Origin of the sequence: Chryseobacterium tructae (genome assembly GCF_030409875.1) — a bacterium.
Taxonomy (GTDB): domain Bacteria; phylum Bacteroidota; class Bacteroidia; order Flavobacteriales; family Weeksellaceae; genus Chryseobacterium; species Chryseobacterium tructae.
Map to the genome: position 1 here is coordinate 2,687,951 of NZ_JAUFQR010000001.1, position 14,280 is coordinate 2,702,230.

At 35.0% G+C, this 14,280-nt stretch carries 17 protein-coding genes; 7 read left to right on the forward strand and 10 right to left on the reverse strand.

The features are described from left to right. Nucleotides 1-89: 89 nt before the first annotated feature. Together QWZ06_RS13305 and QWZ06_RS13310 are read right to left on the reverse strand one after the other, a co-directional pair. Nucleotides 90-674 (reverse strand): MFS transporter, encoded by a 585-nt coding sequence (locus tag QWZ06_RS13305; RefSeq protein ID WP_290298652.1) that lies wholly within the window; start codon nt 672-674, stop codon nt 90-92. After that, the gene (locus tag QWZ06_RS13310) at nt 674-1,360 is read right to left on the reverse strand and encodes an MFS transporter (protein WP_290298654.1); all 687 of its coding nucleotides are present in this window, start codon (nt 1,358-1,360) and stop codon (nt 674-676) included. Before QWZ06_RS13310 ends, QWZ06_RS13305 begins: the two co-directional genes overlap by 1 nt. A gap of 136 nt (nt 1,361-1,496) precedes the next feature. On the opposite strand from QWZ06_RS13310, the gene QWZ06_RS13315 reads away from it, so the two are divergent. Continuing rightward, nucleotides 1,497-2,255 carry an NUDIX hydrolase gene (locus QWZ06_RS13315; RefSeq protein ID WP_290298656.1) on the forward strand — a complete coding sequence of 253 codons (759 nt, stop codon included), beginning with the start codon at nt 1,497-1,499 and terminating at the stop codon, nt 2,253-2,255. Nucleotides 2,256-2,291: 36 nt separating this feature from the next. Beyond that, entirely contained in the window at nt 2,292-3,068 is a 777-nt protein-coding gene (locus tag QWZ06_RS13320; RefSeq protein ID WP_290298657.1) for an MBL fold metallo-hydrolase, read from the forward strand. Nucleotides 3,069-3,076: 8 nt separating this feature from the next. Here QWZ06_RS13320 and QWZ06_RS13325 read toward each other — a convergent pair whose 3' ends face one another. Further along, nucleotides 3,077-3,418, reverse strand: coding sequence for a helix-turn-helix transcriptional regulator (locus QWZ06_RS13325; RefSeq protein WP_290298658.1), 342 nt, complete (start codon nt 3,416-3,418; stop codon nt 3,077-3,079). A 431-nt stretch (nt 3,419-3,849) separates the two neighbouring features. Here QWZ06_RS13325 and QWZ06_RS13330 point away from each other — a divergent pair, with 431 nt between their 5' ends. After that, a complete protein-coding gene (locus QWZ06_RS13330) occupies nt 3,850-4,257 on the forward strand; it encodes a Crp/Fnr family transcriptional regulator (RefSeq protein WP_290298660.1) in 408 nt (135 codons plus the stop codon). A gap of 2 nt (nt 4,258-4,259) precedes the next feature. Then, the gene (locus QWZ06_RS13335; protein WP_290298661.1) at nt 4,260-4,442 is read left to right on the forward strand and encodes a helix-turn-helix domain-containing protein; all 183 of its coding nucleotides are present in this window, start codon (nt 4,260-4,262) and stop codon (nt 4,440-4,442) included. 53 nt (nt 4,443-4,495) lie between these two features. Here the strand turns inward: QWZ06_RS13335 and QWZ06_RS13340 are convergent, their stop codons facing one another. The 5 genes from QWZ06_RS13340 to QWZ06_RS13360 form a co-directional block, all read right to left on the reverse strand. Further along, nucleotides 4,496-5,848, reverse strand: a complete 1,353-nt coding sequence (locus QWZ06_RS13340; protein ID WP_290298662.1) for a helicase-related protein — start codon at nt 5,846-5,848, stop codon at nt 4,496-4,498. Between the two features lie 11 nt (nt 5,849-5,859). Beyond that, a complete protein-coding gene (locus QWZ06_RS13345; protein WP_290298664.1) occupies nt 5,860-6,648 on the reverse strand; it encodes a DEAD/DEAH box helicase in 789 nt (262 codons plus the stop codon). Beyond that, on the reverse strand, nt 6,645-7,961 hold the full coding sequence (locus tag QWZ06_RS13350) for an ATP-binding protein (protein ID WP_290298665.1): 1,317 nt from the start codon (nt 7,959-7,961) through the stop codon (nt 6,645-6,647). The genes QWZ06_RS13345 and QWZ06_RS13350 overlap by 4 nt, the downstream gene beginning before the upstream one ends. After that, the gene (locus QWZ06_RS13355) at nt 7,954-9,402 is read right to left on the reverse strand and encodes a tellurite resistance TerB C-terminal domain-containing protein (RefSeq protein WP_290298667.1); all 1,449 of its coding nucleotides are present in this window, start codon (nt 9,400-9,402) and stop codon (nt 7,954-7,956) included. Before QWZ06_RS13355 ends, QWZ06_RS13350 begins: the two co-directional genes overlap by 8 nt. Before the next feature lie 170 nt (nt 9,403-9,572). Beyond that, nucleotides 9,573-10,199, reverse strand: coding sequence for a chloramphenicol acetyltransferase (locus tag QWZ06_RS13360; protein ID WP_290298669.1), 627 nt, complete (start codon nt 10,197-10,199; stop codon nt 9,573-9,575). A 288-nt stretch (nt 10,200-10,487) separates the two neighbouring features. Between QWZ06_RS13360 and QWZ06_RS13365 the strand changes: the two genes are divergently transcribed. The 3 genes from QWZ06_RS13365 (at nt 10,488) to QWZ06_RS13375 (ending at nt 12,739) form a co-directional block, all read left to right on the forward strand. After that, nucleotides 10,488-10,943, forward strand: a complete 456-nt coding sequence (locus QWZ06_RS13365; protein ID WP_290298671.1) for a PPC domain-containing DNA-binding protein — start codon at nt 10,488-10,490, stop codon at nt 10,941-10,943. A gap of 48 nt (nt 10,944-10,991) precedes the next feature. Next, complete coding sequence (locus tag QWZ06_RS13370) at nt 10,992-11,576, forward strand: Crp/Fnr family transcriptional regulator (protein ID WP_290298672.1); 585 nt, start codon at nt 10,992-10,994, stop codon at nt 11,574-11,576. An 86-nt stretch (nt 11,577-11,662) separates the two neighbouring features. Further along, a complete protein-coding gene (locus tag QWZ06_RS13375; protein WP_290298674.1) occupies nt 11,663-12,739 on the forward strand; it encodes an SDR family oxidoreductase in 1,077 nt (358 codons plus the stop codon). 317 nt (nt 12,740-13,056) lie between these two features. Here QWZ06_RS13375 and QWZ06_RS13380 read toward each other — a convergent pair whose 3' ends face one another. Both QWZ06_RS13380 and QWZ06_RS13385 read right to left on the reverse strand, forming a co-directional pair. Then, nucleotides 13,057-13,860 carry a helix-turn-helix domain-containing protein gene (locus tag QWZ06_RS13380; protein ID WP_290298676.1) on the reverse strand — a complete coding sequence of 268 codons (804 nt, stop codon included), beginning with the start codon at nt 13,858-13,860 and terminating at the stop codon, nt 13,057-13,059. 18 nt (nt 13,861-13,878) lie between these two features. Next, nucleotides 13,879-14,280: a GlcG/HbpS family heme-binding protein gene (locus tag QWZ06_RS13385; RefSeq protein ID WP_290298678.1), complete on the reverse strand. Its 402-nt coding sequence runs from the start codon at nt 14,278-14,280 to the stop codon at nt 13,879-13,881.

Sequence of the window (14,280 nt, forward strand, 5' to 3'; positions counted from 1 at the left end):
AATGGACGCAGGAAAATCTTTGATTTTCCTGCGTCTTAAAAATATATAATCATAATAACGTCTTGTACCTTTGCCCTGTCCAACAAAGTTTACGGCTTATTTACTTTATTACAAAACAAAACATGGGCAATAAGAGCAAGGATTCCAAATGCAGTTCCCACCGCACAAACTCCAGTCCACTGTGCCTTTTGCCATGCGATAGAAGCCAGCCATGTTCCCAGTGAGCCTCCAATAAAATAGGAAACCATATACACTGTATTCAATCTGTTGACCGCATTGGACTTGATCAAAAAATAATTAGTTTGGTTCATAATGTGACTGGACTGAACCCCAAGGTCTACAAGAATTACTCCTACAACCAATCCCCAGTAGGTTTCTCCTGCAAAGTAAGTGAATCCCCAACTTCCGATCAGGATCAGTAATGAATATAATATAATCCTGTTGATATCCAGATACTTTTGAAGTTTTCCTACTTTTGCAGCAGCCAGTGCGCCTACTGCTCCTGCCAATCCAAAACTCCCCACAACAGATGAACCCGCATTAAAAGGTGGTTTTTCCATGTGAAAAACTAAGGTTGTGAATAAAGCACACATAGATCCGAAAGCCATTGCTCCACGGAATGATGCCAATTGAAGAATAGGCTGTGTTTTTGCAAGATGAGCTACAGAACGCATCAACTCTTTATAAGTCCCTTTAAATTAGGATGTAGTTCCGGAAGCATTTTGTAAACAGCGAGCCATACTAAGATCATTAATCCTGCAGCAATTCCGAACATGGCTCTCCATCCCCATACTTCCCCCACAATGCCTCCAATGAAACGAGAAAGTAAGATTCCTAATAAAAGACCTGACATCACCAGACCGATATTAGCCGATTTTTCTTTATCCGATGAAAGTTCTGCGGCAATAGGAACAAACAGCTGCGGAATTACAGAAGTAGCTCCAATCAATAAGCTGGCAGCATAGAGCATCCATAATTGATTGGCAAAAGTCATCCAAAGCAGAGACCCAAAAACCAAAAACAGATCCATCAGAATTAGTTTTTTGCGGTAAAATTTATCACCAAGTGGTACGATCAGTAATAATCCGAGTGCATAGCCAATCTGGGTAAGCACAGAAATCTTGCTGGCTGCTGCTTCAGAAACGTGAAGATCCTCTGATATCAATGCCAGCAAAGGCTGGTTGTAATAATTGTTGGCCACTACAAGTCCTGAAATAATAGCCATTAACCAGACTACTGTTCTGGAAATACCGTTGGTAGAATTCACCTGCATCTTAAAATTTTTATTGAATGGTAATATATCCTGATGATTACCTATTTTGGATATATTTTTAACGTCCCCAAAGGTAAGGATTTTCATAAAAAAGATATATTATTATGATAGATTTCACCTGTAGGTGTTATAGATTACTGACTCGCAGCCTGCTCCAATAAAGAGTTTTTTTAAGGATTGTCCGATTTTATTTTTACATTTGTAATAACACACATTTTATTTTATGGATTATATAGATTCCAAGGAACAGATCTTACAGAAATCTGCTGAAGCAAAAGAACTTTATCTTCCCCATATTTCAGTGGATCCGGTTGTTTTTGGCTTTGATCAAAATGAACTGAAGGTGCTGCTGGTAAGGATGAAGTACAGGAAACAATGGTTGTTGCCGGGAGGTTATGTAAGGCGAGATGAAGATTTGGATGAAGCCGTTGTAAGAGTATTGGGAGACAGAGCTGGAGTTACCGATGTATTTCTGGAGGAATTTGGTGTTTTTGGAAGAAAAAACAGAAGTCAGCTTTATTTTGAGGAGTTTGATGAAACCCTTTTTCAAAAGCAGCGGTTTATTTCAGTGGGATACTATGCACTTTATAATTCTTCTGAGATAGATCCTGTCGCTGATGATGTGAGCGAAGCCTGTGAATGGGTATATTTGCGCCAGCTGCCTGAAATTGATTTTGCGATGGATCATCGTGAGATTATTGAAAAGGCATTGCTGACTTTAAGAGAAAAAATATCTTCCAAACCCATCGGATATAATCTGATGCCTGAAAAATTTACTCTTCCGGAATTACAGAAACTATATGAAGCCATCTTGGATAAATCGCTTAATCGTGGAAATTTCTATAGAAAGATTAAAAATCTGAATGTGTTAAAAAAACTTGATGAGCAGAGACGTGTAGGAGCTCACAGATCTCCCGATCTTTATTCCTTTGATATAGAGAATTACGAGAAAGCATTGGATGATGGTCTGAACAATTGGTAGCGGCTTTTCAATTGTTTTTGCCGATCATGAATATTGATGAAAAACCTTTTGGATATTGGAAATATTCAGGAAATTTGCAGCATGAAAATCATTCCACTCAAAGAAGGCAATTTCTCAGCAAGCAAAACCAAAGATTTTACCCTTTTAACAGAAGAGAACTTTGATACTGTTCCCGGGATCAAAATGTCTGTTCAGCCTTTTCTTATCATTACTGAAAACGATTATATCCTTTTAGATGCTGGAATTGGATGGGAAAATGAAGCTGGTAGAACTGTTATTTCCACAATTCTTGAGAAGGAAAATGTACGTTCTGAACAGATTACAAAACTTCTTCTCTCCCATCTCCATAAAGATCATATTGATGGTGCTCTACAACTTACAGACCGCGGGTACGAGGCAACCTTTCCAAATGCACAGATCTATATTCAGAAACGTGAATTGGATTTTGCCATGAAAAATAAAGGGAATCCCTCTTTTGATTTTGATATCCTTGACCAACTAATCCAATTACCCAATATTGTTTGGATGAACGAAGATAAGGGACAGATCACTAATGAGATTTCGTATGAAGTGGTAGGTGGGCATACTCCATTTATGCAGGTTTTCTGGATCAAGGAAAATGAAGATACTGTTTTCTACGGAGCAGATGATCTTCCACAGGCTTCCTATTTGAAATACCACCTTGCCTACAAAAGCGATTTTGATGGCAGAAAAGCGATGGAACTAAGACTTTTATGGGAAAAGGAAGCCAGGGAGAATAACTGGAAAATACTTCTTTATCATGATCTGGATAAAGCCATTATTAAAGCTTAAAAAATGGTTTAAATTTCATTAAACCATTTGTAGATATCAAATTCAGAAGGAATATTAAGTTTTTTTCTGATTCTGTTTTTCCGGTTTTGTATAGCTTTTGGGGTGACAAAGATACAGGTTGCTATTTCCTTTGTTGTCATATTGAGCTTAAGGTAAATACAAAAGATCACTTCAGAATTTTTAAGGCCAGGCTGTATGGCAGATAACTTTTCAAAAAAATCCGGATAGACCAATCTGAATTTGTTTAATAAACGGGGAGAATTTGTTTTGGCTAATGCCATAATCTCATCTTGTACAAGAATCTTCTGATTCAAATCCTCTAAGTTCAGTTCAGGTTTTTTATTTTTCATAATACTTTCTCATCTCTACTCATTTCTTATAATGATTAGGTTAAAACATTCACAAATCTGAATTTTTATTCATTTTTGTATAAGGCAAAGAAATAAAAAATGATTAAAATTCTATTAAAATAGAGTACCACATACATACCACGTTATATTTTTAGATAAAATATCATAACAGCTTTTATCACACAGTTTATCTTCTTTTTTGCCAGGGATAAATGTAGGAGGTTATGGCTTCACTTTTTATGATTATAATCAATAGTTTTAAAATGATTAAGTATGAAATATAACATTTTGTGGTATCTGAATGGTACCTTATTCTATGGTCAGTGATTGAAATACGCGTTTCTTTATTCTTTGAAAATATTGCAACAAATCGATATTAAATGATGAAAAGAAATGTATCAATGTTTTAAGATGATAACAAAATCACAAATATGATCACTGAAGATTTATTACTTTCATTTAACGCAGAAACAAAACATTATAAAGCAGGAGAAATCATTTTTCGGGAAGAAGATATTCCTCTGCATTATTACCAGATAGAAAAAGGAAAAATTAAACTCAACAATTATACTGAGGATGGAAAGGAATTTATTCAAAATATATTCTCCGATGGCCATAGTTTTGGAGAGTCTCTTTTGTTCGTAGAACGTCCCTATCCTATGAACGCCGTATGTATAGAAGATTCTTCTGTTTTTAGATTGCCTAAATCCAGCTTTCTGGATCTGATACAAAGCAATCCTGAGATTTCTTTGAATATTTACCAATGCCTGGCAGAAAGAATGTATTATAAATATATTATGTTCTACAATCTTTCGTTTCAAATCCGGCATCCAAACTGAAATTGCTGCTAGATTATCTGAAAAGTTATCATGATGATAAAGCACCATACTCCTTCCTGATCCCACTTACCAGACAACAATTGGCATCATTGATCGGGCTTCGTGTAGAAACTGTGATACGAACGATCAAACAAATGGAAAAAGATAAGATTGTCAAACTTGAGAAAAGGAAAATTTATTATTAAATCGCTAAATTCCGGATATTTATAACTTTTTAAAGATAAATATCCGGAGTATTTTAATTGGATCGTTCCAACTTATTTTCTATGCATTTCAACTGCTGAATATAGGTATAGCACCCTTCAAAATCAAAATATTTTTCTTTTAATAAGGCAGCCTGATATTGAATAGGCAGGTATTTCCCCCATTTCGAAAAGTCTATCATTTCAGGAGTGTTCTCCAGTAAATTGATAAGCTCCTGATCAATATTCTGATTCCTGTTAATATCATTCAAAATAGTGATAAACTTACTACCGTCAGAATTTTCTATTTCAAAAAGACTCTCTTCATCATGAAGGATACTTTTAACTTCCGATAGGTTTAGAATAAACTGTAAAGTTCTGTTGATTTTAGAACTGGTAAAGGAATAAAAAGTAAGATGCTCATTGCTAACCAATAAAGGCCTCTCCGTTTTAAAATCATTGAGAGTAAACACACAAAATTCTTTCCTTAAATCATTAAGAGCTTCCCTACTCATATCATCCAAGAAGTCATATGTTTCTTTTGTAATAAGTATTTCAAGCATTTTTTCCCGGATTCGGTGAGCCGTATCAGCTGCATCTCCGAAGAATGTTGGCTTTTTCCCATCTTTGGCGGGTATTACCTCTATTTTTTTTGTTTTAAAATCAATATCAATAATGCTCCAGATCTTTGCTGACAAGTAGATATTTTCATTTTCTCTTATTTGCGGAGATAAAGGCAATTCCCCTATCTTAACCCCATTACTGGAAACTTTGAAGAAAACCTGTGTTTCAAAAAGACTGTAAAAATCTCTGCTATTAACAACTTCTTCGCCTTCTATTCCGATGATTAGCTCATTTCCCAACTTTTCCAAAAAATCAAGCGTAATAAGATGAGTGATAATCTCTTCTGCCTCTTCTCTTTTTATCTTTATGAAAACAGAATTCGTTGTAATATCCTCCAACAGTTTAGACAAAGAGATTCCCGATGTACCTTTAACAATAGATAAAATCTGGTGGACTAAAACATCATAAGGCCTTTCATTGATGGAAATAGGCTCTATATATTGTTCCTGATACAGCAGCCAGCATGCTAATGATTGTAATAAACTCCATTTATCAGTGGCATATAAAAATAAGTTACTGGCTTTACCTTCTCTTCTTCCACTCCTTCCTACCCTTTGGATCAGAGAGGCAATACTATGAGTAGCATCAATCTGTACAACTTCGTCTACATTTCCGATATCAATCCCCAACTCCAGGGTTGAAGTACAGGAGATGCAAAAATTTTCAAGAGTAGAATTTTTGGCAAAAAACTCTACATATTCTCTTACTTCCTTATCTACCGAAGAATGATGTGAAAAATAATTCTTATGCCCGCCTACTCTTTCTGATATTTGCTTTAATTTCACCGCAACTTCTTCTACTCGGCCTCTTGCATTAGGGAAATAAGAACTTTACTTTCTCTTGTTCTTACATATAAGTCCTTTAATAAAGCTAATGGTAATTCATTCGAAGAGCCTGTGAAGTATCTGAAAACAGCATTAATTGGCTTGGGAGTTGAATCCCGGATGATTGTGGTTTGATCGGGGTTTCCAAGAAAGTTTTTAAGTTCAATATATTGATTCGCATCACTTACTGTAGCAGAAAGCCCAACAATACTAAACTTTTTGGCATTTACTTTTTGAAGACGGTTCAGAAGAGATTGCAAATGCGTACCACGGTCTGATCCCAAAAATGAATGAATCTCATCAATCACAATATAATCGAGTGTTGAGAATAAATGTCTGATATTGTACGGTTTATTCACAAACATGGCCTCCAGAGATTCAGGAGTAATGAGAACTATACCTTCCGGATTTTTTAATAATCTGTCTTTAGCTCCTTTTGCCGCTTCTCCATGCCACTTGGTTACCGGAACATCGAGATATTCACAAAGACCTTCAACACGAACAAACTGATCATTAATTAAAGCAATTAAAGGAGAAATATAGAGTACTTTCACCCCAGGTTCTTTGAAATTCACCTTAGATAAAATAGGCAGAAAAGCAGCCTCTGTCTTACCTGAAGCTGTTCTGGATATTAAAACATAATTGTTATCCGTTGTCATAATTCTTTGAATGGAAGCTTCCTGAATTCTCCTCAGACTCTCCCATTTTTTATCCCGGATATATTTTCTGATTGGTTCAGAAAGCAGGTCGAATGCTGTCATAGTTCTTCAATACTATCTAAAAGTATCAGATCATTGGGTCTTTCATCAGAAATTTCAATATCTCCGAAAAGTCTTCCTTTATCTACATCAGGATTTTGCCTGATGATATTGAGAATATTCAGAAAGTCTCTGATCACTTCTCTTGGGGTAAGAAATTCTGCAGCTCCCGGTTTATTGAACATCTCTTCCATAAAAACAGAAATCTCCTCATCTGTAATATTTAGTTCTATTTTGTAATTGAAATCAAAGATTAGTTTTAATTTTTTAAGCAAAACAAAGATCTCATTGTGGTTCAAAGGCATCAGTTTAATAACCGGCTGTGCAAAATCTCGAAATTCAGAAGTTTCAAATTTATTCCCTTCCAATCTGGATTTTAAAGCCTGATAACTGAAAAGTCCTCTTCTTTCATTTTCCAAAAACTCTTTTGTTCCGGCAAAGTTGATGAAAAGATTAGATACTTTTCCTTGAAAACAGTCATTATAAATGGATAAGATCTTCTCATAGTTTTTTTCACGGGAAGCAGAAACGGATATTTTGTAAAGATTGATCGCTTCATCCAGATTGATCATAAAACCACTGTATCCCATGCTTACAAAAAGCTTACAGAAATTCTTCAGCATATCATAATAATTGGAGTCATTAATGATTTCTCTTATTCCCAGATCCTGTCGGGCTTCTGTTTTGGTCGTATATTCTCCTTTCAGCCATTTTAATGCATTACGACGCAATAATTCATCCCCTTTGATATAGCCTTCATAGTATTTTACGATGGCAGAACCAAAATCGAATCCGCCTACCTCAGTAATTTCATTGACCGTTTTCATAATGGAATTTTGAATCAAGCTTAAATATTGATCATTTCTTATTTCCATTAAAGAAATTTGGTTTTCTTCTGCTGTTTTTGAGATCACCTGCTCAATCCATTTTTCCAAAAGCGTTTGCAAAGCACCACCTTCCGGCTTGGTCTGGATGGCAATATTATCCATGATGGCAGAATAGAGAATCACACTTTTTCCATCATTGGCATACAGCCTGTTATCCGGAGTAAAATCTGCATTGGCCACAACAAATTTTTGTTTTAAAGCTACTGTATTTAAGAGATGAAGCATAAAAGATTTCCCACTTCCGAAATCCCCAATCCAGAATTTCACAAGACTAAGTCCATTTTTAACGTCTTCAAGGGAACCGATGAATGCATTTACTTCATCAGATCTTCCTACTGTAATATGTTGTACTCCCATCTTTGGAACCACGCCGCTTACCAGTGAATTGATAATGGAGGTTGCTTCTTTGGGTTTGATATTGTCAATCATTGTTTAAAAGTTTTTTATAGTAATCGGTGTTTATAATAAAATAGTCATCTTCTTCCTCAATGAGAATATCATCAAGAGTTTCATAGCAGCATTCATTGATAGCATCTATGGTAGATCCCATAAATAAGCCCTTGGTTTTGATAAAGTCTCCAAAATCAGCCTGAAGTATGTTAAAACTTTGTTTTTCAAACAGATCCAGAATTTCCATTTGAATAGCTGATAAATTCAATAAGCCAAGATACTTTGAAATTTGAACTTCCTGAATTTGAGGAATAGTAATGGTTACCTGTTGTTGGTGAGAAACTTCATCTGCTTCTTTTACAAGAATTTCCTCATCTTCTTCATTCAGAATTTGGCCTAAAATATCTGCCGTTTCAGAATCTAAAGCCTGAATGCTTTTAATCGCCTCAGGATCAATGGTAATTCTTTTTCTTTTAGGAGTATAGAACAAATTCACTTTTTCAACAGCCTGTTCCAGGTTTCTGTCAGTGATAAACTCACTGAGGATCTTTTCAAAATCAGACAGTTGCTCCTTTGTAGAAAATAAGTTTTTTTGAACGGTCTTATTGAGTTGTCTTTGATCAAACTTCGGAGAATTCAAATTTTTATCAAGATAATGGATATAAAGTCTTAAGGAACAAGCTTTATCATGTTCTGCAATAAACTTTGAAGCTTCGAAAAATATAGCATCAACAGATGGATTTTTGATATTTACTTCCGTAAGTCTGAAAATTTCTCTTTCAAAAGCCAATGGATTGGAATAATCTTCTTTGATCTCATCAAATTTGGTTTTCCAACGGTTCGTATTATTCTCATTAAGGATAATATTCGTTTTATAGTCGGCGTCCAGAACCTGATGTTGATTTTCTGTCAGAAAAATTTCCAATTTTGAAACCACTTTTCTATTATACTGATGAAGAATATCCGGATGGTTATAATTGAAATCAATATTGATCTTTCTTTTGATACCGTATACTTCACGAACAGTATTCTCACATAATTTCAGAATATGATTGAAAATTTCTGTTTGTACAGAATCAAATGTATAATTGTAGTTTAAACTGTCTTTCCTATAATTGTAACGGAGGCAGACAATGATTTCCGAAAGTTCATCAATAACTGTAGCATAAGATTTATTGATAGGAATGCAATGCTGATACAAATATTCAATAGCTCTTGTAAACTGTTTGATTATTTGTATTTTACAGTATTCTATTTCGTTGAAAACATTGCCGGAAAAAGACATTTTATCCAGCATTTTGAGCTGATCTTCATTAAGAGATAGCTTACGGACATACTTTTGCCCTATTTTCCACGAATTAGGATCATAAGCAGTAGGTTGATCGTTCGGAGCAGAAGACATACTTCCAAAATTAATCGGAGTTTCTGTATTTCCCGATACATCTATTATGGAATCATCAATAGTATTATCATTCAGCATGATGGCGACTTAGTAAAATTGAGTTATTGATTAATTAGTTTTCTTGATTATCAAATCAATGGTCTAATATAGCAATATATTGCCTCAAACTTACTGAAGTTCTGAAAATATTCCTTACGGTTTTCCGTAATACGAGCCTGTTTTTATGCTAAAACATCTCGGTTCATACACTATAAGTCAAGCTGTTTTTGAAACTCTTTCAGATAGTTAGCAATATGAATACCATCTGCCAGCCCATGGTGCACTTCAATAGAAACCGGCAGATACTTTCTGCCATCACGAATACTGAATTTACCAAAAGAAATTTTGGGAATGGATTCTCCCGTATTAAGATCTGTAGGATGAAGAAGGGCGCTGAAAGAAAACCATGGAATTGTAGTATGTCTTATGTGATCTTTTCCTAACCTTTCATTGCTAAGTCTAAGTCCTGAAGATTCATGTACTCCTTTTATTTCATTTTGAAGAGCTGCATTGAACTCTTCAAATGCTTCTGAAAAATGAGTAAATGAAAAACCAAAAGTTCCGTCTGGTCTTCCAATAGTACTTCCTGCATGAACTGTATCAAATTGAACAACCTGCCCGTCAATGATTCTGAGCTTTAATTCATCAATTGTATTCACGGCAACCATAGACTTGTGATAATAATAGGCAAAAAAAGAATATCCTTTCTCTTTGGCAGTATCAAATGCTTTTGTACAGTCTACTTCTGTTGTAAAACCAAAATATGGGTTTGCCATTTTAGAGAAAAATTCAAAATGTTCCTTTCTATTCCATTGCTCAAGGTCTATAATCTTCATTGACTTTTAATTTGCAGCAAATTTCTGTAAATTTTCCCGGTTTTAAGCAGTAAATAGCGTATTAATTTTCTATGAACAACATCTTTTTTTGTCTTAAAAGGACAAAGAAACATTGGGAAGCACGCTTATTGCATTCTGTTTTTATAGTCGGGAGACATTCGTGGTAAAAAAATACAGGCTTGCTGAAAATGTTTGATTCTATTATGTCTTTAAGACAATCTCATTCCAAATAAAAGCGTTGTGTCCTTGCGTTGTTTAATTCTATCAATCACTAAATAGTCATTTATCATGGAAATACAAAATTTAAAAGGAAATCATTGGTCAGCAAAAAAAGTAGATCAGATTTATATAGTAAGTCTTAAAAGCCATTCCAATATTGTAGAGGCTTTAACTGATTTTGTTCAAAATCAGAATATCCAGGCTGGAGAAGTTACCGGAATAGGTGCTGTAAGTGAAGCAACGCTTAGATTCTTTAGTTTTGAAACAAAAAGCTATGTTGATAAAACCTTCCACGAACAAATGGAAGTCGCCAATATTTCAGGAAATGTTTCTGTAATTGAGGGGAAACCTGTACTTCACCTTCATATTACATTAGGGAGACAAGACTATACGGCTTTAGCAGGACATCTTTTAGAAGCAAAGATCAATGGTGCCGGTGAGTTTATATTGTATCCTTTGCACACCCGAGCTGTAAAAATTAAAGATTTAGAAACCGGAATTAACTTTTATGATTTTGAAAAATAAGGCTTCAATTCTTTCTGAAAACAGTATTTTTGATGAAATATTTGTCAGATGTTTGAGGTATTACTTTCCCATATTCAGAATAAGGTTGAGATCAATGATGAACAGAAAATTCTGATTCAGAATTTTTTCACAATAAAAAAACTGAAGAAAAAACAATATTTGTTACAGGAAGGAGATGTATGTAAATGTCTTTCATTTGTCAGTAAAGGATTGCTTAAATCTTATTTTCCTGACGAAAAGGGAAATGAGCACATCAATATGTTTGCTTTTGAAGGCTGGTGGATTTCTGACTTCAACAGCTTTATTCATCAGGAAAAAGCGGTTTTAAATATTGATGCTGTAGAAGATACTGAAGTATTGTTGATTACTTTAGACGATTACGAGAAAATGATGCTGGAAGTTCCTGTAATGGATCGTTATTTCAGAATTCTATATCAAAATAGCCTTGTTACCAAAGATTACAGACTTCTTGTTTCAAATGGATATTCTGCTGAAGAAAAATACCTGCAACTGGCACAGAAAAACCCGGAAATGATGAAAAGGGTTCCTCATAATCTTATAGCCTCCTATCTTGGATTGGCTCCAGAAACCATCAGTAGGATTCGTAAAAAGAATTTGTTGAATAATACTTGATCCGGATCAATCCAAACGCATGATCTAAATCAAGCGTCTATGCCTGTATATCGCCATAATTTTGTCAGAGAAATTTTACAATACTTATGGAAAATACAAAAAAAATTGCACTGGTAGTAGGAGCTACCGGAATTACGGGAAGTAATCTTGCCGAAGAACTTATTGCACAAGGCTGGACAACATATGGGCTATCAAGAAATCCTGACAATAACATTGCTGGTCTTCATTCCGTTAAAGCAAATCTGCTGGATGAACAGAGCCTGATAGACGCATTAGCCAACATCTCTCCTACTCATGTTTATTTTACAACCTGGATGCGTAATGAGACAGAAGAAGAAAATATTAGAGTTAATAGTATGCTCGTAAGAAATCTGTTAAACGTTTTATCTCCTAAAAAATCAGTTCAGCATGTAGCTCTGGTGACTGGGTTGAAGCATTATCTGGGGCCATTTGAAGCCTATGTAAAAGAAGGGAAACTTCCTGAAACACCTGTCCGAGAAGAGCATCCAAGACTTTCTCTCCCCAATTTCTATTATGCGCAGGAAGATGAAGTATACAAAGCTTCAGAAAGAGATGGCTTTACATGGAGTATCCATCGCCCACACACCGTTGTAGGATATGCTGTTGGGAACTTAATGAATATTGCGGCAACGTTAGCTGTTTATGCCAGTATCTGTAAAGAAACGGGAAGAAAATTTATCTGGCCTGGATCAGAAGCACAATGGAATGGCGTTTCCGACATCACTGATGCCGGAATACTGGCCAAACAGTTAGTCTGGGTCTCTACTACAGAATCCGCAAGAAACCAGGCTTTCAATATTACCAATGGAGATGTCTTCCGATGGAAGTGGCTTTGGAATAGACTAGCCGATTGGTTTGATATAGAAGCTGATGGCTTTAACGGAACCATAAGACCATTGGAAAAGGAAATGAAAAATGATCAGGAAATCTGGAATTCTATTGCCGAAAAATATTCATTGAAAGAGAACAATTTAGATCGTTTATCATCAGCATGGCATACGGATCTGGATCTTGGGAGACCTCTTGAAGTAATGTGTGATATGTCAAAAAGCAGAAACTTAGGATTTACTTCTTATAAAAGTACAGAAACCTCTTTTATAGAAGTATTTGAAAGATTAAGAGCTGAAAATATAATTCCATAAGAAATAATCGCTACAAATGCAGGAATAATTTATTACAACATATTTGTCATCCCGTAGGAATCTAACTTATTATATTTCAATAGCGAAATAGAGATTCCTACAAAATGACAAACTGTACGTTAAACTTCAATCCTACAAGATAAAAGCTTTATAAAATTATCTGTGCATTCGTGGCAAAAAATAAGAAACCTGTTTCTAGTAAATCTTGGATTTCAAAAGTCTATATACCTATATGGCTTATCTTTTATCCCATATATCAATAAGTTTAAGACTATTCTAATATTCTTATTTCAGTGTATGTCCATTGTGTTTTTACCTTATATCTCTGTGGTTGTAACTCCGAATTTCTGTTTAAATGAAAAATAAAAATGAGACAGGTTTTCAAATCCCAGATCCAGATAAATATCAGAAGGTCGTTTATCCTTATTTTTAATCAAATAATAGGCTTCCTTCAATCTCCTTTCTTTCAGCCATTGCTTTGGGCTCGTATTAAATATCTTGTTAAAATCCCGCTTAAACCCTGAAAGACTGCGCCCTGTAAGCCTTGCAAAGGCTTCTATGGATACATTAAACATGAAATTTTTATTCATAAACTCCTTCAGATCAATTTTATGCGGCTCTGAAAAGTCGAACAAAAGATTTTTAATATCAGGATGACTTTGGAGAAGAAGTTCTATAGCTTCCATTATTTTTAAGGCAGCCAGTCTTGGAGGAATATCTTTCGTTCTATCAACATAAGGAATGAGGGATGTAAAATACGTTTTAAAAAAATCATCCGGTTCAAAAAATAACTTTTGATGCTCAGGGAATGGTTGTTCTGCCGTTATCTTATTCTCCGCGGAGTACTGCCTGAGAGTTTCATCGTCCAATGTAATCGAAAGAAACTGATATTTTTCCTGTTTTGAAGGGTATTTCATCGTTCTGATCAACTGATTTTTTCTGACCACAACTACTGTATTTTCTTTAATAACTGTTTTACCCTGCTCATGGAAAGCATGAGTTTCTCCAGATAGCTGAAATCCTAAAAAATGATCAGGAATAAACTCTTCATGCCCTCTATACGATTCAAAAGCACACGAATAAACTAACTTATCAAATATGATTTCAGAAGTATTTTCCATGATACAAATATCTTAAATTTAAGCAATAACAGAAGCTCCTGTTTCTGCAATTTCTTTATCCTGTTCAGGAGTTCCGCCAGATGAAGCAATGGCACCTATAATTTTTCCTTCAGTATCTTTAATCACCACACCTCCGGCAATGGTTAGCAGTCCTTCATTTGAATTGAGCATACCATATCCATGTATTTCTGCTCCTGAAATAATAGTACCCATGATATCACTATCTACACCAAACATTGCCGCTGTACGGGCTTTTTTGATTGCCAATTCGATCACTCCATATACACTCTCAAGCCTTGCAAAAGAAAGCAGATGGCCACCCGAATCTACAATGGCAATACTTACGGGAATATTCAGTGATCTTGCTTTTTGTATAGCCGCTTGTAGTGCTTTTTCAGCTACATGATAACTTAATTCCAT

Bases quoted from the DNA above. Each gene is read 5' to 3' on its own strand.
- QWZ06_RS13330 (WP_290298660.1), top strand. From the start codon at position 3,850: ATGATCACTGAAGATTTATTACTTTCATTTAACGCAGAAACAAAACAT.
- QWZ06_RS13345 (WP_290298664.1), bottom strand. From the start codon at position 6,648: ATGACAGCATTCGACCTGCTTTCTGAACCAATCAGAAAATATATCCGG.
- QWZ06_RS13385 (WP_290298678.1), bottom strand. From the start codon at position 14,280: ATGGAATTAAGTTATCATGTAGCTGAAAAAGCACTACAAGCGGCTATA.
- QWZ06_RS13365 (WP_290298671.1), top strand. From the start codon at position 10,488: ATGGAAATACAAAATTTAAAAGGAAATCATTGGTCAGCAAAAAAAGTA.
- QWZ06_RS13350 (WP_290298665.1), bottom strand. From the start codon at position 7,961: ATGATTGACAATATCAAACCCAAAGAAGCAACCTCCATTATCAATTCA.
- QWZ06_RS13375 (WP_290298674.1), top strand. From the start codon at position 11,663: ATGGAAAATACAAAAAAAATTGCACTGGTAGTAGGAGCTACCGGAATT.
- QWZ06_RS13360 (WP_290298669.1), bottom strand. From the start codon at position 10,199: ATGAAGATTATAGACCTTGAGCAATGGAATAGAAAGGAACATTTTGAA.
- QWZ06_RS13315 (WP_290298656.1), top strand. From the start codon at position 1,497: ATGGATTATATAGATTCCAAGGAACAGATCTTACAGAAATCTGCTGAA.
- QWZ06_RS13305 (WP_290298652.1), bottom strand. From the start codon at position 674: ATGCGTTCTGTAGCTCATCTTGCAAAAACACAGCCTATTCTTCAATTG.
- QWZ06_RS13370 (WP_290298672.1), top strand. From the start codon at position 10,992: ATGTTTGAGGTATTACTTTCCCATATTCAGAATAAGGTTGAGATCAAT.
- QWZ06_RS13380 (WP_290298676.1), bottom strand. From the start codon at position 13,860: ATGGAAAATACTTCTGAAATCATATTTGATAAGTTAGTTTATTCGTGT.
- QWZ06_RS13355 (WP_290298667.1), bottom strand. From the start codon at position 9,402: ATGCTGAATGATAATACTATTGATGATTCCATAATAGATGTATCGGGA.
- QWZ06_RS13320 (WP_290298657.1), top strand. From the start codon at position 2,292: ATGAAAAACCTTTTGGATATTGGAAATATTCAGGAAATTTGCAGCATG.
- QWZ06_RS13325 (WP_290298658.1), bottom strand. From the start codon at position 3,418: ATGAAAAATAAAAAACCTGAACTGAACTTAGAGGATTTGAATCAGAAG.
- QWZ06_RS13310 (WP_290298654.1), bottom strand. From the start codon at position 1,360: ATGAAAATCCTTACCTTTGGGGACGTTAAAAATATATCCAAAATAGGT.